Origin of the sequence: Iodobacter ciconiae, from assembly GCF_003952345.1 — a bacterium.
GTDB classification, from domain to species: domain Bacteria; phylum Pseudomonadota; class Gammaproteobacteria; order Burkholderiales; family Chitinibacteraceae; genus Iodobacter; species Iodobacter ciconiae.
This window is the reverse complement of record NZ_CP034433.1, coordinates 929,231-948,257: the sequence shown is the minus strand read 5'-3', so window position 1 is coordinate 948,257 and position 19,027 is coordinate 929,231. Positions and strand designations below refer to the sequence as shown.

Below are 19,027 nucleotides of genomic sequence, written 5' to 3'. Positions count from 1 at the left end.
CAAAAAGGTGACGCAATGATTGAGGCCCTTATCTCAATTGTGCTGCTCGGCTCCATTATGATTGGGCTGACGTTTCTGGTTGCTAAAACAGCCGTAGCACAAAAAAATACCTCAATGCAGAATATGGCCCTGTTTGCCCTGCGCTCAGCCGCACAAACCCAGGGTCTAAGCGCTTTATGTGCCGCGGCAAGCCCATCCGTTACCGTTGCAGATCGCAGTGTTGCGCTTACGGCCCAATGCCGCCGCGAAGCCTTTACGGCAATAGTTGCAGGCCAGAGCATTAATATTTCTGCCGCTTCCGATTCGCCCATTACAGGCTCCACCTTAACAACCAGGCAAGATTCGACAAACGCGGCACTGATTGGAGGCGATGGTGTTATTTCGCTCAATTAAATCGCAAAGGGGTATTTCTTTAATTAGCATGATGGTAGGGATCACCATCTCGCTGATCACAGCCGTAGCGATGCTCACCCTGTTTCGCCATTCAATCAAAATATCTGCTAATACCACACAATTTAGTAAGCAAGATGCCGAAAGAACCAGTGCCATGACCGTTGCGCCAATTTTGCTGCAAGACGCCGGATTTGGCATTACAGATGCCAGCGTAAGCGGCAATATAATCGCACTTAAAAATGCCACCTTCTCATCAGCTAATAAGCTAAGCGGCAATGCCACAGCAAATGGCGAAGCCGCTAATGCCATTGTCTGGCTGCGCAATTTAGGGACCAATTTGGAATGCTCGGCCCTTTTTGCTGCACCCGGTAAAGGCCTGATGTTACTCGGGCCCGTTAACTGCACGGGTATCACGGCATGGCCTGCTGCCAGCTGGGGCCCGGCTAAACCACTTGCAAACCTTGGCACTTTTAATTTTGTGCTGAGCAATACGGTGGGTACGTGTGGTCAGTTTGGCTATGCCAGCCACGGCAAAGCAACAATCACCATCCAGTCAAACAATGCAACCGGGCAAGCGATCCACTCGCAAAGCTGCCTGTCCAACCTAGTGGTTTCCCCATGAAAAACCAGCCAACAGGCATGGCCACCGTCCTGATGTTAATTTTTGTAGGTATGGCACTCGGCGCAACCGTTCTGGGCTCCAATTATTACGTCAAAGGGATGCAAGTACAGCAAAACACCTCTCTGGCAGCTACGCAGGCACAGATGAGGGCCTGGCAAGGGCTGGATATTGCCCAGTCCATTTTTAAAAAAATGTCTGCAGCACAGTTGCAGGCACTGGCAACAGCTACTACAAGCTCACCGCAAAACATCACCCTCACAGGCGTGCCCAACATTACCCTGCAGGTAACCGGTGCAGACACACCGAATCAATTCAATATTCTAGTCACAGGGCTTGCCGGCCGCGGCTCGAGCCTGGAATCCAGCTCAAGGCTTGCCGCCAGCATCTTAGTCACAGCAGCAACACAGCCCTCCCGCCCAGGCGGGGGGGCAATCATGTTCAATAGTGATTTAAAGCTGGGCGGTGCGATTAAATTATTTGAAGGTGATGTGCACAATATGGAAATCCGTGTAAACGGCGATGTTGAAACCAGTGGTAATTCCATTACCGGCGTTGGCATCATCCGCTCTACCGGCAATATTACAATTACCTCCGGTAGCAGCTTTGGCCTCTTGCACGCCAATGGCAATATCAAACTCACCGGCAGCACCAGCTCCAAAGCCTTGCTCTCTCGTGGTGATCTTTTATTGCAAAATAATGGAACCATTAACCAGGCCACCGCTAACGGTAATATCGCAATCAGCAACTCCGTTGAAGTACTCGATCTTTTAGCAGGCGGCGCGCTGAATATCACCAATGGTGGTGCAAAATTTGAGCGGGGTTATCAAACAGCATATAGCTTTAACCCCGCTGTCGATCACTTTGAAATCACTACCTTACCCCAGTTTGACCTGGCTTCAGCTTATACAGGCGCAGCTGGTAAGCCCAAATTTGATAAAGTAAAACTGGGCATAGGTAAACCCGGCGATTGGTTTGATACCAGCATGATCAGCGTTGTTCCCGATTTAATTGTTAATGTCCCCGTAGTAACACTTACTCCCGATGATCGCTTTGATGCCTATGCCTATAAAGAATTAGCTAACTATGCTTTTTATGTAGATAAAAATGGCTATATGAAAGTTAAAGTCAAACGAATTAGCGGCATAAGCGAAGGTGATTACTTTATTGGCTCTTATACCAATAACCAAAAAGATTATCTTTGCACCGCAGTATCCGACGCAGTGTCAGCCCCCCAATGCAAAACCCCTGCTGTCATTTCAAGCAAAACAATTTGTGAAGGATTCTCAAGTTCCAATTCCTGTTTTATATATGACAGCTCAAAAAAACGATGGACCATTAATGGCAAGGGCATTGCACCTGGTGTGGCGTGGTTTGAGGGAAATCTGGATGTGCAAAATGGCACTTATTACAATAGTTTTATCACTACTTTAAATTTTAAAACTACTGCATCAACCATCATTTATGCACCAAACTATGCTGGTTATTCAGGCAAAGTAGGCTCGGCAATTTATTCACCACTTGGCTATTGCAATCAAGCCAATTACGGGTTAATTCCATCGCAGTTTTGTGCTTCTGCCACAGAGTGGAATAGTGATATTGATGGGGGCATTGGCAATTTTTCCACCATGGCAGGCAGCATATCTAATGACGCTTATCAGGGCGGCGATATTACCTTTGCTAATAGCTCTGATATTTATGGCAGTGTCTGGGCGGGTAATTTATATGGCAATACAGGCGATACCAAAATTCACGGCTATATCACAGCCCTGGCATCAGGCTCTAAAACAAGCAACACCATTCAAAATAGTACAAGTATTATTCTGACTAATTTACCCGCCAGTTTTAAAGCAGATCAAACCCTGTCCACGCCGGGAGCGGGCAGCTCGGGCAGCACAGCCAGCACGGCTATACGCTGGGTGAGGTATCTGTAAGCAGATCTACCCCACAAAGCTAAAAACTTATTTATATTTTCAGGCAGGCCAATTGTGAATCAAACATTAATAGCGCCTGGATTTTATTCAACAGCAATTTGCTTCTTTAAGCGTAAAATCAGCATTCTTACTAAAGAATATGTAAAACCAGCGGCCACTTAAAGCAATAAAATGCTTGAGCGGCCCCAATACAACACCTCTGCAACTACAGCACAAAAAGTCTTATCCATGCGTAAATATCTAGCCTTTAGTTTAATTAAACTGACCATCAGCCTTATTGTGCTGAGCATTATCCTCATCAGTGTTGTTATTCCCGGCTTTACCGGCGTATTGCAGCGCCACCGGCTGCAAAATGCTGCTTTAGAAGCTCAAAACGGCTGGCTGTTTGCCCGCAGCACGGCAGTAAAACTGGGGGCTGCACGCAGCCCTGCCGTTTTTTATGTCGGCAAACGCCTGAACAATCACAACTGGTCTTTGCAAATTTGCACAGCGACGCCCTGTACCGAAGGCAGCACAATTTTACGCCAGCAACGCTCAAAAGAGCATAAAGACGTTGAGTTAATATCATTAAGTAATGCATTAAAAGAAAATAAGTTCCACAATTACAATGGATTACCCAATTTTACCCAGCAGCAATTTATTCTGTTTCAATCCGGGAAATACCGGTTGCAATTACAAATCACCACAACAGGCTCATCCACACTTTGCCGGCCCAAAAACAGCCCCCCTTTCGGAGAGTATGCAGAATGCATTTAACACCGGGCTAACCGGCAAAACTGCACCACAAGCCACCTTTATCCACCTCCGCCACTTTGCCCAAATTGTAAAGACTGTATCAGGCACACGTGGCGTGCACGCATGACCAAATCCACCCTATGCTAGAGAACCCCTCCAGGCACTTTTAAGCTCAGCCCCCACACATACAGCAGACGAATAATCCTCACATCGGCATGTACTTTTGCCGCCACTTAAAGTGTCTGCACCAACACTTCACGGCCTCTGGCCACACAAGACGGCTGGCTGCTTAAGCGCCGGTTTGCACAAATGGCAATTGTTTTCATTTTTCACCACATGCCTGTACATTTTGGGATTAATATACGCGCCTTTCCGGCTTTGCCGTCCTTTGTACAAATTATGATTTGAGGTCGTTATAAAAAGCATCGCCCTTTTCGGGGATAAGGCAAAAAAATGACGAAAACTACGGTTTATAAGCAATAAATTTTTAGCCATTTTCCCGAGGCGTTAGCCAATTTGCAGTAACTTTATAATTACCTCAGTTTGCAAGGATTTTGCCATGCGTTTTTACTTCCCTATCATCATCATCGATGAAGATTTCCGCACCGAGAACACCAGTGGTTCCGGTATTCGTGAATTAGCGGCGGCGATTGAGGCCGAGGGCAGAGACGTAGTTGGTTATACCAGCTACGGCGATTTAACCTCATTTGCGCAGCAGCAAAGCCGTGCATCCGGCTTTATTTTATCAATTGATGATGAAGAATTTGGCGGTGGCTCACCCGAAGAAACCCATGAAGCGCTCACCAGCTTACGCAGCTTTGTGGCCGAAATCCGCCGCCGCAATCCTGATATCCCGATTTATATCTATGGTGAAACCCGCACCGCCCGCCACATCCCGAATGATGTGTTGCGTGAATTGCACGGTTTCATTCATATGCACGAAGACACACCCGAATTCGTAGCACGCCATATTATCCGCGAAGCAAAAAGCTATCTGGATACCCTGGCGCCACCGTTTTTCCGTGCGCTTACCCATTACGCCCAGGATGGCTCTTACAGCTGGCACTGCCCGGGGCACTCCGGTGGCGTGGCTTTCCTGAAATCCCCCGTTGGCCAGATGTTCCACCAGTTTTTTGGCGAAAACATGCTGCGTGCCGACGTATGTAATGCGGTAGAAGAGCTCGGGCAATTGCTGGACCACACAGGGCCCATTGCTGCTTCCGAGCGTAATGCAGCGCGCATTTTTAATGCCGACCATTTGTTTTTTGTCACCAACGGCACATCGACTTCCAACAAAATTGTCTGGCACTCGACCGTGGCCCCTGGCGATGTGGTGGTAGTAGACCGTAACTGCCATAAATCCATTTTGCACTCCATCATGATGATGGGCGCAGTACCGGTGTTCCTGATGCCGACGCGCAATCACTACGGCATTATCGGCCCGATTCCGAAAAGCGAATTCGAGCCGGAAAACATCCGCAAGAAAATGATGGATAACCCGTTTGCCCGTGAAAAACTGCTGGCCAATCCAAACTTTAAACCACGTATTCTGACCATTACCCAGTCTACTTACGACGGCATTATGTATAACGTCGAAGAAATCAAAGGCATGCTCGATGGTGAAATCGACAGCCTGCACTTTGATGAAGCTTGGTTGCCTCACGCTGCATTCCATGATTTCTACGGTGATTACCACGCCATTGGCGAAGATCGCCCGCGTTGCAAAGAATCAATGATTTTCTCCACGCAATCGACACACAAGCTACTGGCAGGCTTAAGCCAGGCTTCGCAGATTCTGGTGCAAGATCCGGAAAACCGTAAGCTTGACCGTGATTTATTTAACGAAGCTTACTTAATGCACACCTCCACCAGCCCGCAATACTCCATTATTGCATCCTGCGATGTAGCTGCTGCGATGATGGAAGCACCGGGCGGCACGGCACTGGTCGAAGAATCACTGGTTGAAGCGCTGGATTTTCGCCGCGCTATGCGCAAAGTAGACGAAGAATTCGGTGATGAGTGGTGGTTCCAGGTCTGGGGCCCGGATGATCTGACCGATGAAGGCCTGGATCACCGTGATGCATGGATGCTGAAATCCGGCGACAACTGGCATGGCTTTGGCGATATCGCCGATGGCTTTAATATGCTGGATCCGATCAAAGCCACCATCCTGACACCAGGGCTGGATCTGGATGGCAAGTTCTCCGAAACCGGTATTCCGGCCAGCATCGTGACCAAATACCTGGCAGAGCATGGCGTGGTGATCGAGAAATGTGGCCTTTATTCCTTCTTTATTATGTTTACCATCGGTATTACCAAGGGCCGCTGGAACACCCTTGTGGCCGCCTTGCAGCAGTTTAAAGACGATTACGATAAAAATGCACCACTGTGGCGCATCCTGCCGGACTTTATTGTCCAGTACCCGCAATACGAGCGAATTGGCCTTAAAGATCTCAGCCAGCAAATTCACAGTATTTATCGCTCACACGATGTGGCGCGCCTGACCACCGATATGTATTTATCCAATATGGAGCCCGCCATGAAGCCTGCCAAGGCTTTTGCAAAAATGGCGCACCGCGAAATTGACCGTGTGGCAATTGACGAGCTGGAAGGCCGCATCACCGCCGTGATGCTGACTCCCTATCCGCCAGGCATTCCGCTCTTGATCCCAGGTGAAGTATTCAACAAAACCATCGTTGATTACCTTAAATTCGCAAGAGACTTCAACCAGCGCTTCCCCGGCTTTGAAACCTATATTCACGGCCTGGTCGCAGACAAGAGCAGCGGAGAAACCCGCTACTTTATGGATTGTGTAAGTCTGTAATAAAACGGGGAGCGGGGAGCCGAATGCCCCCTGCTCCCTAAACTCCACCTACTCCCCGCCCCTCTTTCTCCCCACACCCACCTCCCACCATATTCCTGTACACCATCACAATCAAAGTCTACAAACAAGGAAAGCTATTTCCTTTCTGCTCCCTGAATACGGGGTCTTGCGATGCGTTTTCAGCCCTCTGAACTACAAACATTTATCTATTTTCTTGCCTGCAGCTTTATTCTGGGCTGCCTGTTTTATTACCGGGTCCGCACCAGCCGCCATCGTCTGTTTAATAGCATTTTGTTACTCACATTTGGCTGCCTTGGCCTCTACTTCAGTGTATTACTGGAAAACCATCAGCTTGCCAGCGCCGCCAAAGCCGTCCATGAAACCTTTATGGTGGTCCTTGGTTTTGCCATCATCCGCTACTGGGGAATGCTGCTTTTTCAGCTCCTTGCACCCTTAGTCAGGTTAAAGCCACCCCGTATCCTAGAAGACTTACTTGAAGCCGTTGCCATGATCGGCTGGGTTTTTTATCGCCTGCATCTGGCAGGGCTGCAATTGGGGCAGCTGGTTACCACTTCAGCCGTCATCACCGCCGTGCTGGCTTTTGCCATGCAGGACACGCTGGGCAATATTCTGGCAGGGCTGGCGCTGCACCTGGATAACTCGATCGAGCAGGGTGACTGGATTAAATTAGGCGATCTGACCGGCCGGGTTGTTGATTTATCCTGGCGGGCCACCCGCGTTGAAACCCGCAACGGCGAAACAGTGATGATACCCAATGGCATGCTAATGAAAGGTCAGTTTCAACTGCTCGGCAAACGCATGGACAAACCCCTTGCCTGGCGACGCTGGGTCTGGTTTGAAGTTGGTCTGGATACCCTGCCCACGCAGGTGATGCTTCTCATTGAAAACGCCATTCGTGAAGCCGCCCCGCCCAATGTTGCCCAGGATCCGCCACCTTCATGCCTTTTAATGAATGTAGAAAAAGGCAACGCCCGCTACGCCGCCCGCTACTGGCTGACCGACTTACAGAATGACGATCCTACCGATTCACAGATCCGCACCCTGATTGATGCTGTTTTACGCCGCAACAGCCTGCGCCTTGCCGCGCCGCAGTACAAAGTATTTGTTACCCAGGAAAACGAGCGCTACTTTGAAGGCCGCCACAAACAACACACCCAGGAGCGTCTTGCTGTCTTGCAAAAACTGGAGCTGCTGGCCTCGCTTAAAGACGACGAATTACACACCTTGGCCGACAGGCTGCGTTTTACCCCCTATGTATCAGGCGATGTAATGATCCGCCAGGGCGAAAAAGTAGAGTGGCTGTATATCATCATCAAAGGCGAGGCAGAGGCGTGGGTACAACCTACCCGGGGCGAGCGCAAATTATTTGCAAAACTCGGGCCGGGCAGTTTTTTTGGCGAAATGGGCCTGATGACCGGCGAAGCCATCCGCGCCACCGTTGTGGTCAGCACCAATGTGGAGTGCTATCGCATTGATAAAGAGTCTTTCCAGCAGATTCTATTATCCCGCCCGGAGCTCGCTGGCGTGTTCTCCGAAGTGCTGGTCAAGCGTCAGGCCGAAGAGCAAATCTTATTAAATGACGACACTAATATTATTCTGCCTGCTGCCCGCTCAGAAATTCTGGCTAAACTACAGCACTTTATTGGGCTAAATCGCGGGGCTTGATTGGCCCTCGCAGACAAATCCCAAACCCAAATCTTGAAACACGGAGGACACAAGGCTTCACGGAGACAGACACGGGCCTTGCTTCGTATTCATTGGCTGCTACGAAATATCATCATTCCCGTGCACCTTTGGCTAAAATCCAGATGCGCTGCTGGATCCCCGATAAAAACACTCGGGGATGACGGTTTTGCGTTAATGATGCCATTTCGGGAAGTGACTTTGAGTCACACCATAATAAATAGGATTTTCTCCCTACCCTTCTCCGTACTCCTTTTTCTCCGTGGTTTAAGATTTGGTTTTTCTCGACCCTTGATCTCCCCTGCCATGTCCCCATCTATAGCGTAAGAACAAACTTTGGAGGTGTGCGAAATGCGTTTCGATAAACTGACCACAAAATTTCAGCAAGCCATAGGTGATGCACAAAGCAGCGCCAACGCCAATGACAACCCTTACATTGAACCCCAACACGTGCTGGCCGCGCTACTGGCCGATGTGGATTCCGGCGCTTCTGCCTTACTGGCCAGAGCGGGAGTAAATGTTAATCCACTCAAAACAGCACTTGCTGCCGCAATTGAGCGCCTGCCAAAAGTAAGCGGCGGCGATGGTGAAATCACTGTCTCTAAAGAACTCAGCAATTTACTAAACCTGACAGACAAAGCTGCGCTTAAACGCAATGATCAATTTATTTCCAGCGATCTGTTTTTGCTGGCTTTAACGGCAGACAAAGGCGACACAGGCCGTTTGCTTAAAGAAAACGGCGCAAAAAAAGAAGCCGTTGCAGCAGCCATTGATGCCGTACGCGGCGGGCAAAGTGTAGATAGTTCGGATGCTGATCAGAACCGTGAAGCACTGGATAAATATTGCATGGATCTGACCGAGCGCGCCAAAGCGGGCAAGCTGGACCCGGTGATTGGCCGTGACGATGAAATCCGCCGTGCCATGCAGGTTTTACAGCGCCGCACCAAAAACAACCCGGTGCTGATTGGTGAGCCGGGCGTAGGTAAAACCGCGATTGTCGAAGGCCTCGCTCAGCGGATTGTGAATGGCGAAGTGCCTGAATCGCTCAAATCCAAGCGCGTGTTGGTGCTCGATCTGGCGTCTTTGCTGGCAGGCACCAAATACCGTGGCGAATTTGAAGAGCGCCTGAAAGCCGTGCTCAATGAGCTGGCCAAAGACGAAGGCAACACGATTATCTTTATCGATGAGCTGCATACGCTGGTTGGCGCAGGCAAAACTGAAGGCTCGATGGATGCAGGCAATATGCTCAAACCGGCGCTGGCACGGGGTGAGCTGCATTGCATTGGCGCCACCACGCTAGATGAATACCGCAAATACGTGGAAAAAGATCCTGCGCTGGAGCGCCGCTTCCAGAAGGTGCTGGTGAACGAGCCCAGCGTGGAGGCCACCATTGCCATTTTGCGCGGCTTACAGGAAAAATACGAAATCCATCATGGGGTAGAAATCACCGACCCTGCCATTGTGGCCGCCGCCGAGCTGAGCCATCGCTATATCACCGACCGCTTTTTACCCGATAAAGCCATCGACTTAATCGACGAAGCCGCCGCGCGCATCAAAATGGAAATCGACTCCAAGCCCGAAGTCATGGATAAGCTGGACCGGCGCATTATTCAGCTTAAAATCGAGCGCGAAGCGGTAAAGCGCGAAAAAGACGAAGCCTCTAAAAAGCGCCTGACCCTGATCGAAGAAGAAAGCGCCCGGCTGGAGAAAGAATATTCAGACTTAGAAGAAATCTGGAAAGCAGAAAAAGCCAGCGTACTTGGCAGCCAGGCAATCCGGGAAGAAATTGAACGTGTTAAAACCGCCATGGACGCCGCCCAGCGCCGTGGCGAGTGGGACAAAGCCAGCGAGCTGCAGTACGGCCAGTTGCCGCAGCTTGAAGCCAAGCTCAAAGCGGCCGAAGCATCAGAGGCCACCGGCGGCAAGCTCAAACTGCTGCGCACCCAGGTAGGCTCGGAAGAGATCGCCGAAGTAGTCAGCCGGGCGACGGGCATTCCAATCAGCCGCATGCTGCAAGGCGAGCGGGCAAAATTGCTCGCCATGGAGAACGCCCTGCATCAAAAAGTAGTCGGGCAATCAGAGGCCGTGCGGCTGGTATCCGACGCTATCCGCCGCTCCCGTGCCGGGCTTTCTGACCCTAACCGCCCTTATGGCAGCTTTCTGTTTCTTGGCCCGACCGGCGTAGGTAAAACCGAGCTAACCAAAGCGCTGGCAGAATTTTTATTTGATTCACCGGATCATTTGATTCGCCTCGATATGAGCGAATTTATGGAAAAACACAGCGTATCCCGGTTAGTCGGCGCGCCTCCGGGCTATGTGGGCTATGAGGAAGGCGGCTACCTGACCGAGGCTGTGCGCCGCAAACCCTATAGTGTGATTCTGCTGGATGAAGTCGAAAAAGCACATCCCGATGTATTTAACATTTTGCTGCAGGTGCTGGACGACGGCCGTCTGACCGATGGGCAGGGGCGCACGGTGGATTTCAGAAACACCGTCATTGTGATGACCAGTAATTTAGGGAGCCAGCAAATTCAAGCTATGGCGGGCATGGATTATCAAGTCATTAAAATGGCGGTATTAGCCGAAGTGCAAAGCCATTTCCGGCCCGAATTTGTTAACCGGATTGATGAAATGGTGGTTTTCCACTCACTGGATCAAGCAGCCATCAGAAACATCGCGCGCATTCAGCTTAATCGCTTACAAAGCCGTTTAGCCCATATGGAAATAGAATTGAGCGTAACAGATGCCGCACTCGATATTGTTGCCGCAGCTGGGTTTGACCCGGTTTATGGCGCAAGGCCATTAAAACGCGCTATTCAAACCGAAATTGAAAACCCCTTATCCAAGGCAATACTTGAGGGAAATGTAAGTGCAGGGCACTTACTCACCATTGATGCGGAAAATGGAATACTTTGCTTTAAGCAATCTCATTAAATATCTGTATCACGGTAATCATCACATAACGGCATTCTTCGGAATGCCGTTATTTTTCTGAATACTACATCACTGCCAACTTCTTACAGTCTCCCAGCAATAAGAATATTTCGTATTTATGAATATGCATAGCCACGCCTGATAAAATTTTTAAAAATAAATAAAAAGATTAACTTACATAAAAAAACTTACTGAAATTCAAAATAATTAACAATTATTAAAATAATAACATAAGCTTAATAATCAGCTTTTAAACAAAATGCAATGAAGCAAGCTCTTATCTCGCTTACAAATACCAAGGCCATTGTGCTGCTGCTTCTATATCTGGGCATTGGCTTACTTGGTATTCAATTTGCTACCCTGCCGCAAGAAAACTTTGCAGTGATTGGGTTTGCATCAGGCTGCGGCCTGGTTATTATACTGGAGCTGGGAAAAAGAGGAATTCCTCTTGTTTTATCAGGCAGCGCTATTCTGAATACCCACACTTACTATCATTTTCTAACTCATTCGAATACCCGGTACGCTCTCCCTTTATCGCTTATTCTGGGTCTGATACCTGCAGCAATTGATTGCTGGCAATCTGTCATGGCGGCCAGGGCATGGCAAACCTTCATAAAAAAAAACCATCACCCCCCATTACAAACACCTGGTGATCTCCCATATTTCTGGAAACAAATATGCTTTATGCCTGCTGCAATCAGCATGATGCTATGGCATGCATTGCTAACCTTTAGTAGCACAATTCCCTATACCAGCCTATTGTCCAATCTTCAACAAATGATATTACTTATAATTGGCGATACTGCAGGTATTTTTATTATTGCTCCGATATATGCAAGCTGGAAATCCGGCGAGTTAGAAAACAAATTCCGCCCCGCCCTTCCCTATTTTACAGCTCTCCTATTTATTGTTGCTCTGGGGATTTTAGTACACAATTATTTGATGATGCTGGTTTTACCTGTTTTATTATTAATTGCCATTCATTTCAGGCTGGCCGGAACATCTGTTGCCTTATTTATTGTTTTTACCCTGTCAATGATGAGTACAGCTTATCAAACAGGCCCGTTTACCCACGCAAATCAAATTATTTCATTTATTAATTTACAACTCTTTCTCTTTTCAGTCGGGCTGACACTGCATTATCTTGCACTTTTACAGGAATTACTCAGCCACAGCAAAATTCGACTTGAATTTGAAGTTGCCATCAGAACCGAAGCACTGGCAGCGGCCAACCTGCGCCTTGAAGAGCTGGTGACTACCGACGAGCTGACAGGTGTTACCAACCGAAGGGAATGGCAGCGCCGGTGCGATGAAGCCATAACCTATGCCCGGCGCTATCAGCAGCCCCTGTCGATTTTGTTAATTGATATTGATCACTTTAAAAACGTCAACGATCATCACGGCCATTTAGCCGGAGATTTAACCCTGAAAGAATTATGCCGGGTATGTAGTGCCGAATTACGTGCAACAGACAGCTTTGCGCGTTGGGGCGGTGAAGAATTTGTACTGCTTTTGCCCGGCACCACGCAAACTGAAGCCATGCAGGCCGGCAATAAATTAAGACTGGCCGTTGAAGAGCTGGCACGCATTAGATTTGAAGACAAAGAAATCCGCATCACCATCAGCATTGGTGTAGCCATGCTGGAAGACAGCGACCCGGGCCTGGACTGCCTGCTTAACCGGGCAGATCAAGCCATGTATGCGGCAAAAGCCGCCGGCAGAAATCAGGTGCAATGCGCACCCCATAACGCATCTTGTGTCGAGCTGTAGCTACTTCAGGCCAAAACTGCAACAACTTACCTGATCCTTATGCAGATTTTATGCAATACACCATAATTAAAATCTGCCTTTCATTTGGCCCGATCATGCTGACCCGCTTTCATCCCCGCTCTCTTGATATCCTTCATGATTACAATAAAAACAAATTAATGGCAGATATCACAGCAGGAATCAGCGTTGGTATTGTGGCACTTCCGCTTGCAATGGCTTTTGCTATTGCAAGCGGGCTTACACCCGCAGCAGGGCTTACCACAGCCATTATTGCAGGATTTCTAATTTCGCTATTAGGCGGCTCCAAAGTGCAGATTGGCGGACCTGCCGGTGCGTTTATTGTGGTGGTTTATGCCATTATTCAGCAATATGGCTTAGGTAATTTATTATTAGCCACCATGCTGGCAGGCGTATTTATGTTTTTACTCGGGCTATTTGGATTAGGTGCTCTGGTCCGGCATATTCCGGTTTCAATCGTAATTGGATTTACCAATGGAATTGCCGCACTTATTGCACTATCACAGCTCAATGATTTTCTGGGATTAAATATCAACCATCTGCCTGCAGATTTTTTTCTAAAAATAAAAGCAATTACTCTCGCTCTTCCCGATATTCATTTCGCCACGCTTGGTATTGGTGTGCTCTCACTAACCATCCTTATTATCTGGCCCAAAGCCGTAAAATATTTACCCACTATCTGCAAAAAAATCCCCGGCAGTATTATTGCAATACTATTTGGTACATTACTTGCACAATGGCCTGAAATAAATATTGCAACCATTGGCAGCCGCTTTGGAGAGATCCCATCCCGGCTGCCCGCCCCTGCATTTCCCCAGTTCGCCTGGCATTCGTTAACGGCAATTATTCAGCCAGCCTTAACCATTGCCATATTAGGCGCAATTGAATCACTACTTTGTGCCCGAATTGCAGACGGTATGATTAATGACCGGCACAACCCTAATCAGGAATTGATGGCTCAGGGCATTGCCAATTTCGTTTCACCATTATTTGGCGGATTTTGTGCAACCGGAACCATTGCCCGTACCGTTACAAATATTAATAGCGGAGCCACCAGCCCTGTCTCTGGCATGGTGCACGCCCTGTCTATTTTGCTGCTTATGGCTGTTGCAGCCCCCTTTGCCAAATTAATACCTCTCAGCAGCCTGGCTGCCGTTTTGCTTTATGTGGCCTGGAATATGGGGGAATGGGCAGAGTTTCGCCGTTTGCAGCAGTTCACCGGCAACTATCGCACCATTTTGCTTTCTACTTTTATTTTAACCGTGGTAGTAGATTTAACCGTAGCAATGGAGGTTGGTTTACTTTTAGCCTGTATTTTCTTTATTACCCGGGTATCTAGCCTGACTCACTTAACAAAAGTTGAACTACCCGAATCCATAAGCAGTAAAGCCGGCCAGATAGAAGCATGGCGCATTCATGGCTCTTTATTTTTCGGCTCAATTGCTAAAATCGAATCACTGCTGGACCCGCATAAAATCCAGCCTGATTTGCTGATTCTAGATCTGTCCTCCTTACTAAACATGGACACCACAGGACTGGAAGCACTGGAATCCTTACAAAATTTATTACATCACAAAGGAGCCAGTCTGATCATTTGCGGCGCAGGCATACAGCCCCATTCACTGATTCACCGCTCAGGCTTTGATCAGCATTTAGGAGCAGAATTTTTGTTATCCGATTTACAAGCAGCATGGCAAAAAGTAGATCGCTTACTTCAAAACCCAGCGCCAGATCAGTATGAAAGTTTAGAAAAAAGCCCGATGGGCAATATATGATTTAGCCACTTATTTGTATTATTTAACATTACAAACCAAAAAATCATTGTTAAAGTGTCAGCCACAAACAGCTAAACACATAGCTAAATACGTGTACACGCACTACTCCCGCCTTTCATCCCCAAACGGCTTTGTTTTTTAGCCACTACAAGGAGACGCATGAATACAAGTCCCCAATCCCGCCTCCATCACACCCTCAGCATGCCTGTGTTTCTACCCAGCATGATCATAATCGGTATTTTACTTGCCATTTGCACCCTCAACCCTAGTGCGGCAGAGCAATTTTTTCTACAAGGTCAAGCCTGGGTTACCCTCAAATTCAGCTGGCTTTATATCCTCTCTGTAGCCATCTTTGTTATTACCCTCACCGCCATTGCCTGCAGCCCTTACGGCAATATCCGCCTCGGCCCGGACGACGCCAAGCCAGAATATAATTTCACCTCCTGGGTGGCCATGCTGTTTGCCGCAGGCATGGGAATTGGCCTGATGTATTTCGGCGTGGGTGAGCCGATGCAGCATTATGTATCTCCGCCCCTCACAGAAGGGCGCACCATTGCTGCAGCCCGTGAAGCCATGACCATCACCTTCTTTCACTGGGGCTTTCATGCCTGGGCAATTTATTGCCTGGTGGGCCTCGTGCTGGCCTATTTTGGCTTTCGCTACAATCTGCCACTGACTATCCGCTCCGGCCTCTACCCGATTTTGCGCGACAAAATTAATGGTCCCATCGGCCATGCTGTCGATGTATTTGCCCTGTGCGGCACCATTTTCGGGATTGCCACCACGCTGGGATACGGCATTTTGCAAATCAGCGCAGGCCTGAATTCACTGACCGGCTGGGAGACGTCCAATCTGCAATTTCAGTACGGCCTGATTGCCGTAGTAATCGGGCTGGCAGGCTGGTCGGCCGCATCCGGGCTGGATAAAGGCTTACGCCGCCTGAGCGAGCTTAATCTAAGCCTGGCCATTATGCTGATGATATTCGTGCTTTTTGCCGGTCCGACACTGTATTTACTAGGAGCATTCAGTGACAATCTGGGCAATTATCTATCCGGTTTAGTGCAGCTGACTTTCCGCTCCTACACCTATGAACCAACGCAAAATGAAGGCTGGTTTAACGGCTGGACGCTGCTGTACTGGGCATGGTGGATTTCCTGGTCCCCCTTTGTCGGGATGTTTATTGCCCGTATTTCGCGCGGCCGCACCTTACGTGAATTTATCATCGGCGTCATGCTCATCCCTGCCCTGTTTAATCTGGTCTGGATGACTGTTTTTGGCAACACCGCCATCTGGCTGGATATGCATACCGCAGCCGGTGCGCTATCGCAAACTGCAGGCAATGTGGATGCGCTGCTATTCAAATTTTTTGAATACCTGCCACTGGTTAAAGTCACCTCTTCAATCACGGTTCTGCTGATTGCTGTGTTTTTTGTGACCTCGGCAGATTCGGGTGCTTTTGTCCTTAATACTATCGCAACCCGGGGAGCAGAAAAATCACCTGCATGGCAAAGCGTATTCTGGACTGTTTTACTAGGTTCAACTGCCGCAATTTTGCTTACAGCAGGTGGCCTGAAAGGGCTGCAGGCCATGACACTGATTGCTGCCCTGCCCTTTACGGTAATTATGCTTTTGCTGTGCTTTAGCCTTTGTAAAGGCCTGGCCGCTGACCGGCTACACTTTTCACAGAAGTTTTCTCCAAGTACCACCTTCTGGACAGGCCAGCACTGGCGAACCCGTCTTGCACAAATTCTGCAAGAGCCGCGTCTGAGTGATGTTGAAAGATTTATCGCCAAAAGCGTGCTGCCTGCACTTAATGAAGTCGCAGCCGAGCTGCAAAAGCAAGGTTTAAGTGCCTCTGTATTACACGGAGACGATAATGCGGTTTCTTTAATTGTGCCACAGGCCAATCTGCGTGATTTTGTTTACGGCGTGCGCCCCTTAAAGCAGCCGGTTGCTACCTTTGCACTGCGTGATGCATCACTGCCGATGTCGAGCAGACCGCATCACTACGTGCCCGTTACCTTCTTTGAGGACGGCCGCCAGGGCTACGATGTGCAATACATGATTCAGCAGGAGCTGATTGCCGATGTACTCAAACAATACGAGCGTTATTTAAATCTGATGCAAAATCAGGACTCCCATTTACTTAACAGCGCCCCCGGGCACACTTAAACGGCCATTCATAGCACCCCGCCCGCCCTGGCGGGGCGCTATACCATTTAAATACTCAAAAACATGTACCTGTAAAAATTGACAAGCACTGCCTAAGCCGTTAAATTTCGACCACTAAAGAGGAGAGAGTACCTGGGGAAAACCCTTGGTACCGCCGAAGGCGCAACGCCCGCGAACGCTCAGGCAAAAGGACTCTTTGGCATCAACACTCTGGAGAGCGGCGTAAATCGCCCACCGAAGGGGCTAACAAAGTAGATCACCAGATCCGCTTTGGAATCTCTCAGGTACCAAGGACAGAGGGGCCGCTGCATTCACCAGCCAGATTTGGCTTGCAGCGCCATGTTCGAGAGAGCCATGTCCGCCCAACTCCACACTACCCCGCTCAATGCTGCCCATCGTATTGCCAACGCCCGCATGGTCGATTTTGGCGGCTGGGATATGCCGGTTAACTACGGCTCGCAAATCGAAGAACACCATGCCGTTCGCACCGATGCAGGCATGTTTGATGTCAGCCATATGCGTGTGGTCGATCTCAAAGGTGAACAAGTTCGAGCTTTTCTGACCCGCGCCATTGCCAACAATGTGGCCAAGCTCAAAGTTTCCGGTAAAGCCCTTTACTCTTGCCTGCTTAACCAGAAAGCCACCGTGATTGACGATTTAATCGTTTATTACTTTGCCGAAGACTACTTCCGCCTGGTAGTTAACGCCGGTACTGCGGACAAAGACATCGCATGGCTGCAGCAGCTCAATAGCGACTGGAATACCGGCCTCACGATTACCTCCCGCAATGATTTAGCTATTCTGGCCGTACAAGGCCCCAATGCCCGCACTAAAGTCTGGGAAGTTTTGCCAGAAACCCGGACCGCCAGCTCAGATCTCAAGCCTTTCAATGCCGCACAAATTGGCGATGTGATGATCGCCCGCACCGGCTACACCGGTGAAGATGGCTTTGAAGTCGTTTTGCCTGCTACGCAAATTGAAAATTTCTGGAACCAGCTGATCGCCGCAGGTGTGCGCCCCTGTGGTCTTGGTGCCCGTGACACGCTGCGTTTAGAAGCCGGTATGAATTTATACGGCCAGGATATGGACGAAACCATCAACCCACTGAACGCGGGTTTAGCCTGGACGATTGATTTAGTTTCAGAACGCGATTTCGTTGGTAAAGACGCCCTCACCGCCCAAGGTCAGACCCAGCAATTTCTAGGCTTATTGCTACTGGATAAAGGCGGCGTGCTGCGCGGTCATCAGGTAGTGCATACCGAACAGGGGACCGGCGAGATCACCAGCGGTACGTTCTCGCCAAGCCTGCAACAATCCATTGCTATGGCGCGTTTACCGCTTGGCGTTGCCATTGGCGACACCGTACACGTGGCGATCCGAGACAAAAAACTAGCCGCCCGTGTCGTAAAAATGCCTTTTGTACGCAACGGGAAATCACAGCTTTAAAAAAACTCAAAACCCAAATCTTAAAACACGGAGGACACAGAGAACACGGAATTTCACAGAGAAAGCCTTCGAGACTTTGTTGTTCTCTGTAGCCCGCCGTGTTCTCCTAAACTCCGTGGTTCAAGGTTTGGATTTTGAGAAAAAACGCTGAACCAATACCTAAGCATTTAAGCCAAATTGCTTTCATTCTATTTATGCTGTTCACAGACTATATTTTTTAGCACTAACCCCATACCGGAGCACTTTTATGTCTATCCCAGCTAACTTAAAATTCACCGACACTCACGAATGGCTTCGCCTTGAATCAGATGGCAGCATCACCATCGGTATTACCAACCACGCACAAGAAGCGCTGGGCGATATCGTGTTTCTGGAATTACCAGCAGCGGGTACTCGCTACGCTAAAAATGACGCTTGTGGTGTGGTTGAATCAGTTAAAGCCGCCAGCGATATCTACGCACCACTGGCGGGTGTGATTGTTGAAAGCAATGACGACTTGACCAACGCGCCAGAGCAAGTCAACACCGACGCTTACAGCGCATGGCTATTCAAAATCACCCCGGACAACGTGGCTGATCTCGATGCCATGCTAAGCGCTGCCGATTACGAAAAAGCCATCGGCTGATTTTCATACTCCCCCCTGAAACCCAAATCTTGAAACACAGAGACCACACAGGACACGGAGTTTCACGAGGAAAACCCT

General features: G+C 49.0%; 12 protein-coding genes and 2 riboswitches. All 12 genes read left to right on the top strand.

What is annotated here, in order from left to right:
- The first annotated feature begins 15 nt into the window (after positions 1 to 15).
- The 12 genes from EJO50_RS04185 (at position 16) to gcvH (ending at position 18,949) form a co-directional block, all read left to right on the top strand.
- The gene (locus EJO50_RS04185) at positions 16 to 393 is read left to right on the top strand and encodes a hypothetical protein (RefSeq protein WP_125971763.1); all 378 of its coding nucleotides are present in this window, start codon (positions 16 to 18) and stop codon (positions 391 to 393) included.
- Positions 371 to 1,015 carry a PilW family protein gene (locus tag EJO50_RS04180; protein WP_125971762.1) on the top strand — a complete coding sequence of 215 codons (645 nt, stop codon included), beginning with the start codon at positions 371 to 373 and terminating at the stop codon, positions 1,013 to 1,015. Before EJO50_RS04185 ends, EJO50_RS04180 begins: the two co-directional genes overlap by 23 nt.
- A complete protein-coding gene (locus EJO50_RS04175) occupies positions 1,012 to 2,946 on the top strand; it encodes a hypothetical protein (protein WP_125971761.1) in 1,935 nt (644 codons plus the stop codon). The genes EJO50_RS04180 and EJO50_RS04175 overlap by 4 nt, the downstream gene beginning before the upstream one ends.
- Before the next feature lie 171 nt (positions 2,947 to 3,117).
- Positions 3,118 to 3,702, top strand: coding sequence for a pilus assembly FimT family protein (locus EJO50_RS04170; RefSeq protein WP_125971760.1), 585 nt, complete (start codon positions 3,118 to 3,120; stop codon positions 3,700 to 3,702).
- Positions 3,703 to 4,240: 538 nt separating this feature from the next.
- The gene (locus tag EJO50_RS04165) at positions 4,241 to 6,505 is read left to right on the top strand and encodes an arginine/lysine/ornithine decarboxylase (RefSeq protein ID WP_125971759.1); all 2,265 of its coding nucleotides are present in this window, start codon (positions 4,241 to 4,243) and stop codon (positions 6,503 to 6,505) included.
- A gap of 171 nt (positions 6,506 to 6,676) precedes the next feature.
- A complete protein-coding gene (locus EJO50_RS04160; RefSeq protein WP_125971758.1) occupies positions 6,677 to 8,191 on the top strand; it encodes a mechanosensitive ion channel family protein in 1,515 nt (504 codons plus the stop codon).
- 369 nt (positions 8,192 to 8,560) lie between these two features.
- Complete coding sequence (gene clpB / locus EJO50_RS04155) at positions 8,561 to 11,143, top strand: ATP-dependent chaperone ClpB (RefSeq protein ID WP_125971757.1); 2,583 nt, start codon at positions 8,561 to 8,563, stop codon at positions 11,141 to 11,143.
- A 264-nt stretch (positions 11,144 to 11,407) separates the two neighbouring features.
- Positions 11,408 to 12,913, top strand: a complete 1,506-nt coding sequence (locus EJO50_RS04150) for a GGDEF domain-containing protein (RefSeq protein WP_125971756.1) — start codon at positions 11,408 to 11,410, stop codon at positions 12,911 to 12,913.
- Positions 12,914 to 12,963: 50 nt separating this feature from the next.
- Complete coding sequence (locus tag EJO50_RS04145; protein WP_206434448.1) at positions 12,964 to 14,706, top strand: SulP family inorganic anion transporter; 1,743 nt, start codon at positions 12,964 to 12,966, stop codon at positions 14,704 to 14,706.
- Positions 14,707 to 14,865: 159 nt separating this feature from the next.
- Positions 14,866 to 16,878 carry a BCCT family transporter gene (locus EJO50_RS04140; protein WP_125971755.1) on the top strand — a complete coding sequence of 671 codons (2,013 nt, stop codon included), beginning with the start codon at positions 14,866 to 14,868 and terminating at the stop codon, positions 16,876 to 16,878.
- 109 nt (positions 16,879 to 16,987) lie between these two features.
- Positions 16,988 to 17,083: riboswitch (glycine riboswitch) on the top strand.
- Between the two features lies 1 nt (position 17,084).
- Positions 17,085 to 17,179, top strand: a riboswitch (glycine riboswitch).
- Positions 17,180 to 17,232: 53 nt separating this feature from the next.
- Positions 17,233 to 18,324 (top strand): glycine cleavage system aminomethyltransferase GcvT, encoded by a 1,092-nt coding sequence (gcvT, locus tag EJO50_RS04135; protein ID WP_125971754.1) that lies wholly within the window; start codon positions 17,233 to 17,235, stop codon positions 18,322 to 18,324.
- Positions 18,325 to 18,571: 247 nt separating this feature from the next.
- Positions 18,572 to 18,949: a glycine cleavage system protein GcvH gene (gcvH, locus tag EJO50_RS04130; RefSeq protein WP_125971753.1), complete on the top strand. Its 378-nt coding sequence runs from the start codon at positions 18,572 to 18,574 to the stop codon at positions 18,947 to 18,949.
- Positions 18,950 to 19,027 lie beyond the last annotated feature (78 nt).